The 6024-nt window shown below is 35.8% G+C and carries 3 protein-coding genes; 2 read left to right on the top strand and 1 reads right to left on the bottom strand.

Going from position 1 to position 6024, the window contains the following annotated elements:
* Nucleotides 1–137: 137 nt before the first annotated feature.
* Nucleotides 138–3299, bottom strand: a complete 3162-nt coding sequence (locus QNJ50_RS18170; RefSeq protein ID WP_300637764.1) for a PAS domain S-box protein — start codon at nucleotides 3297–3299, stop codon at nucleotides 138–140.
* A 312-nt stretch (nucleotides 3300–3611) separates the two neighbouring features.
* Here QNJ50_RS18170 and QNJ50_RS18165 point away from each other — a divergent pair, with 312 nt between their 5' ends.
* The gene (locus QNJ50_RS18165) at nucleotides 3612–4541 is read left to right on the top strand and encodes a cobalamin-binding protein (protein WP_300637762.1); all 930 of its coding nucleotides are present in this window, start codon (nucleotides 3612–3614) and stop codon (nucleotides 4539–4541) included.
* 314 nt (nucleotides 4542–4855) lie between these two features.
* A complete protein-coding gene (locus tag QNJ50_RS18160) occupies nucleotides 4856–5488 on the top strand; it encodes a sterol desaturase family protein (RefSeq protein ID WP_366914286.1) in 633 nt (210 codons plus the stop codon).
* Nucleotides 5489–6024 lie beyond the last annotated feature (536 nt).

The raw sequence follows: 6024 nt of genomic DNA, 5'->3' as shown, positions 1-6024 counted from the left end.
ATGTTTGTTTGTAGTAGCGCTTTAGCGCCATAGTAAAGATATTGGCGCTAAAGCGCTACTACGAACCTTATCGGAAGTGTTTTACCGGACACGATATCATATCTATTTCTTCCCATATTTTCATCAGTGAGCACTAACTACGAAGAACTCAAATAACGCATTAAAATTGATTCTAACTGCACCGTTCTAATTGGTTTGCTCAGATAACCGATTTTACCTGTTTCCTCTGCTTCTGCTAAAAGTTTCATTTTTGCTCGATCGCTTTGCAGACTTTCTGGATATTCCTTCGACTGTCCCATCGGTGTCATAATTATGATAGGTAAATCTTGCAAACTTTGATGCTGGCGTAATTGAAGAAATATATCCCAACCATTATAGTCTCCTTCCAACTCCGTACTTAACAAAATTAAATCCGGTAGATAACTTCTGATTTTCACAAAACAATCTTCTACCGGATCGAATTGTTCTACTCGATAACCAAAGGTTTGTAGATAATCTTGTAATAAATTTGCAGTATGCACTTCATCTTCTATTAACGCTATACGCTTGGTTCTCGCACTCAATAATGAATTGGTAGAGATATCATCGATTCCATCTTCTTCCAAATCATTTTGTAAAATTGCTCCCCATTCATCTTTAACGTTTCTATCTGGTAAAAACAAAGTGAAGTTGCTACCTTTACCTACCTTTGATTTTAAGGTGATTTCTCCTCCATGTAACTGGATTAGCTTGCGCGTAAGTGCTAATCCCAAACCCGTACCCTCATAATGACGGTTCAGACGACTATCTAACTGTTTAAAAGGCTCAAATAATGATTTGAATTGACTCGAATCTATTCCAATCCCAGTATCAGAAACAATGAAATTTATACCATTACCAACTTTTTTCACTAAAAGTGAAATTTTACCCTTTGATGTAAACTTAACGGCATTGGTGAGCAAATTAAGTAACATTTGCTTCATTCTACGTTCGTCAGCAATGCAGATTTTCGCTTGGGGATCTATATCTAAAATTAGTTCCAAACCTTTTTCTTGAGCGCGATCGCTAACTGTGGCGATAACAACTTGACACAGGTCTTGAATCACCAAAGGTGCAAGTAATAATTCTTCTCTACCCGCTTCAACTTTGGATAAATCTAAAATATCGTTAATTAACGCTAGTAAATGTTCTCCGCTAGTATAAATGCAACTTACATATTCTTTTTGTTTGTCATTAAGCTCGCCCATGATATTTTGTAGTAACAATTGAGACAAACCCATGATTGCGTTTAAAGGGGTACGTAGCTCATGACTCATAGTAGCCAAAAATTCACTTTTTGCTCTACTACCTGCTTCTGCAGCTTCCTTACTATGTCTTAATTTCAGTTCGGTGTGTTTGCGTTCGGTAATATCTTCGATAATTGCTAAAAATAACTTCGATTCTGCATCAGTGCTTGGAAGTAAAGACACACTCAAAAAAGTCCAAACTATCCTTCCATCTCGACGTACAAAACGTCTTTCCATTTCGAAGCGATCGCACATTCCTGCTATTAGTTGTTGATAAAGTTCCAGATCGCTTTTTAATTCATCTGGCGAAATATAATCAGTAAAACGTTTACCATACATCTGATCGTGGGAATATCCCAACATCAAACATAAAGCAGGATTCGCATCAACTATTCTGGTACTCATATCAATGAGTCCAATACCAATGGAAGAACGTTCAAAAATTGCTCGTAATTTTCCTTCAGAACGTCTCAATGCTTTTTCTGTTGTCGCGCGATCGCTAGCTTCAATAGCTAAAGAAACAAAATCAGCAATTGAAGCAGCAAAATTTTCTTCTTCTAAAGTCCAATATCGTATCTTATCTACATGCTCGTACGATACAACTCCCACCAAACGTCCCCATAACCAAATTTGTGCGTGGAGTATTGAATAGATATTATGCAACTGCAAATAAGACGATTTTAACTCTACTGTTTTAGGGTCGTTTGCAGCATCAGCAAGATTAATAGTTCTTTCTGTAGCTAAGGCTTGAAAATAAGTGGGGTAATTTTCTTGTTCTAAGACCTTACCGCAGGAATGGTAATTTTTAGTGAATTCATATAAATTTACACATTCCAGCTTTGAATTATCTTGGTCGTACAACCAAACACTAATTCGTTCTACTTCTAAAGTTTTTGCAGCAGCTTCTGTTATTTCCCTAAGAGCAACATTTAAATTTCCTTGTTGCAACAAAGTTTTACTTTTAGCAAGTTGTACTAATGTTTGGCTTTGTTTACGTAGTGAATTTTCACGTCTTTGTAAGTCAGCTTCTGCTTGTTTGCGTAGGGTAATATCTCCAAGTGCCAGTAATTTTAAGTCTTTTTGGGAATCATCAATAAGTTTTATTTGTACTTCTACACACAAGCTAGTACCTTCTTTGGTTACGAAACTAGTTTCCCAGGGGGTTGAATAATTTGATACTATACGATCCCAGAATAATTTTTGCGATTCTTTTGCGACTAAATCGAAGCAGTTTGCACCAATTAAATCGTCAATGGTCTGTCCAAGCATGGAAGCAAAAACTTGATTTGCATTAACTATGATATTACTACTAAGTATAATTAAGCCGTCAAAGGTAATATTTGAAAGGTCATACCATTTAATTGGTCGTTCTTTATTTGTAATTTGACGATTTGTAATTTGATGACTTACAAATTGATCGTTTTTATTACGATTGAAAATATTAATATATACCTCTTCGTTATTGTTTGAATCTGATTTGATATTACCGATTAATTTTTGTCTCTGGTTAAGTTTTTGCTGACGACTGATCCCCTTTAATACACTTCGTCGAAATATTTTAGGTGTAAGCTCGCTCCAATCTAAGTAATCTTGTACTCCTAGCTGCAACACTTGCAAAATAGCTAGCTCTTCCTCTGCTTCACCCACCGCTATTATTGCTACATGGGGAAATTGATCGGAGATTTGGGAGATGATTTCTAAATTTTCTTGTATTGGTATAAAATTTTCCCACAATAAAATTTCTGTTTGTTTTGATTTAAAAACATTTGATTGAAAAAAATCTAAAACAGCTTGTGGGTTTTCATATGAACTTACATTAAACTGGAATTGAGAGGCAAATTCACTGTTAAAAGCTTCTGGTTGGAGTAATTTAGCTAAATGACTCCTATTATGGTGGTGAATCTCCTGCTGTTTCGTCAATTTTTCCTCGAGCAGTGAACTTTCAGGACAAACATCGTCACTGTAGTCCTTATCCTGCTCAACTTCTTGCGATTTGTTAAATAACAAAATAACTTCAAACGATTCACCTATCATGAAAACCACCAATAGAGCCACCTGACGAGTAAAGATGGCATCATCTAAAACATTGATAAATTATCTACCTATAATTTCAGCAGACAAATCTTGTACATCCAGAGTTCCAGACAATGAATATATAAAGGGACAAGACAAATGGACAAAAGAAAACAGCCCAACCAACTTACTTATTAGCATCCGATATTTTCTTGATTTTCTTGTTTTATTTTTTATAGCTTCAACCACGGAAGGATAACCTATTCCACAGAATTTTGCCACAATTAAAATTGAACAAATAAAATTTAACAAATAAAATAAGGTGGTCGACTAATGGAAGACAGCAACACCAGAATCATCTCCCTCATTCCCAGTGCAACCGAGATTCTAGCTGCATTAGGTCTGAAAAGCAAAATTGTAGGGCGTTCCCATGAGTGCGATTATCCACCAGAAATTATAGATCGCCCAATTTGTACTTCTGCTCGTTTAAATACTGATGTTAGTAGTAGTGAAATTCATAGTGAAGTGAATAATTTACTACAATCGGCACTTAGTATTTATGAAGTTAAGACAGATGTCATCGAAAGATTAAAACCAACGCATATTGTAACTCAGGATCAATGCGATGTTTGTGCTGTCAGTCTTTCTGAAGTAGAAAAAGTACTTACTCAACTCGCCCAAAATTCCGTTGAAGTCATCTCGTTACAACCCAAAGTACTTAAAGATGTATGGACTGACATTGAGCGAGTGGGAAGTGTTTTCGATATGGACTCGCGACAACTACTAGAAAATTTGGAAGCTAGAGTCAAAATCGTTGCGAATAAAACTCAAGGAATCAGCCCAAATAAGTTATTACCAACAGTTGCTTGTATTGAATGGACAGACCCATTAATGATCGCAGCCAATTGGATCCCGGAATTAGTTACCATCGCTGGAGGAAAACCCTTATTTGCTCAAAATGGTCAATCTTCTGGAAAAATAAATTGGGAGAATCTTTTGGAAAAGAACCCTGATGTAATTGTATTTATGCCTTGTGGTTTCGATCTGAATCGAACCCACAAAGAAGCTGAGTTATTAAGCAAAATACCTACATGGAAAGAACTACACGCTGTAAAAAGTGGCAGAGTATACATTACCGATGGGGATTCTTATTTTAATCGTCCCGGACCAAGATTGATAGAATCATTGGAGATATTGGCAGAAATCATACATCCTGAAGTTTTTCAATATGGTTACAAAAATAAAGCTTGGAAGGAGTTTTGATGATAAACAAATTATTTGCGATCGCAAATTAAGAGGGACAAAAACTTCCCACCTCGGGGTCTCTACCTCAAGGGGTGGGAAAGACCAAAATTTACAAATGATAAACAAAAACCTAATTATAGGAATTAACTAAATTGCTACAGAATCTTTTATTAACTGAAAACAAGCTTTTATATTATTGGCTTGCTTTCTTTGGAATTATTCTTAGTCGATATTTTATTCTTGCTGGGGGAATATACTTATTTTTTTACTCCATTACAAGTAAATTCTCTGAAACACGGAAATTATATACTAAAACGCGAACATCCCGTTCCATGAGAAAGGATATCAAATTATCAGTTATCTCTGGAGTTGTATTTGCTTTGTGTGCAGCATTTATCATGCTAGAATACGATGCAGGAAAGACACTCTTGTACAGTTCCATAGACAAATATGGATTATGGTACTTAGGGATAAGTTTTCTAATAGTTCTTATTCTTCAAGATACTTATTTTTACTTTATACATCGGATTTTTCATCATCCCCGGCTATTTAAGTGGATGCATTACGGTCATCATGCTTCCAAGGAAGTAACACCGTGGACATCATTTGCTTTCGATCTTCCTGAGGCATTTATACAAGGAATTTTTTTTATTGTTATAGTCTTTGTCTTACCACTAAATTTTATTCCTTTAATTGCTGCGCTGTTAACAATGAGCGTATGGGCGGTATTAAACCATTTAGGAATTCGCTTATTTAATCCGTCATTTCCTCCTAATTGGCTTGGGAAATGGTTTATTGGACCAACCCATCACTCATTGCACCACCGTAAGTATAAAGTGCATTACGGGCTGTATTTCACATTCTGGGATAAGTTACTTGGTACTCAAGATTCCAGCTACGATAGCGAACTTCGCTCTTCACAACAAAATATTTGTAGGGAAGAGATCGCAGGGGGTTCTCTTTAGTCTGTTTGTCTGTGTTTATTTTCTTAGTTGTTTTTTCGAACATTGTGGAGACGTAGTATAAGACATCTGGTGCTACGTCTCCACAATGTTTTGTAGTATTTGGTATTTGGAGAAGTTTTACAAATCAAGGTTAGACTCCATAAGGCGATCGCATTTAAGAATGAGTGTGGGAGGTGTGGGAGTTGTTGCGAGGGGAAATCCAAAAATATAGAACAGTTTTATCCTTTTGATATGACATCAGAGGAGCGAGGTATTAAAAAAACGATATATGCTTTTAATAACCTAAGAGCCTCTATCAAGAGCATTCCACTCTTAGTTCCTTTCCTAAATTCTTCTGTATAACAATTTATAAATATTTTTCGCGAATTAATCGATTCGTTTCCTACTGTTTTTCTCAAGAGACATCTCCGGAAAAGAATGTAGAGACGTAGTATGCTACATCTCTACAAGGATTTTGGGTTATACATATTTAATTTCCGGAGAGGTCTAAGACACTTTAAGCAAATGCGAGTATAATTTATTGCTCTACAATATTC

The sequence above is a fragment of the Mastigocoleus sp. MO_188.B34 genome, assembly GCF_030065675.1.
Taxonomy (GTDB): domain Bacteria; phylum Cyanobacteriota; class Cyanobacteriia; order Cyanobacteriales; family Nostocaceae; genus Mastigocoleus.
This window is presented reverse-complemented; position numbering and strand designations above follow the sequence as displayed.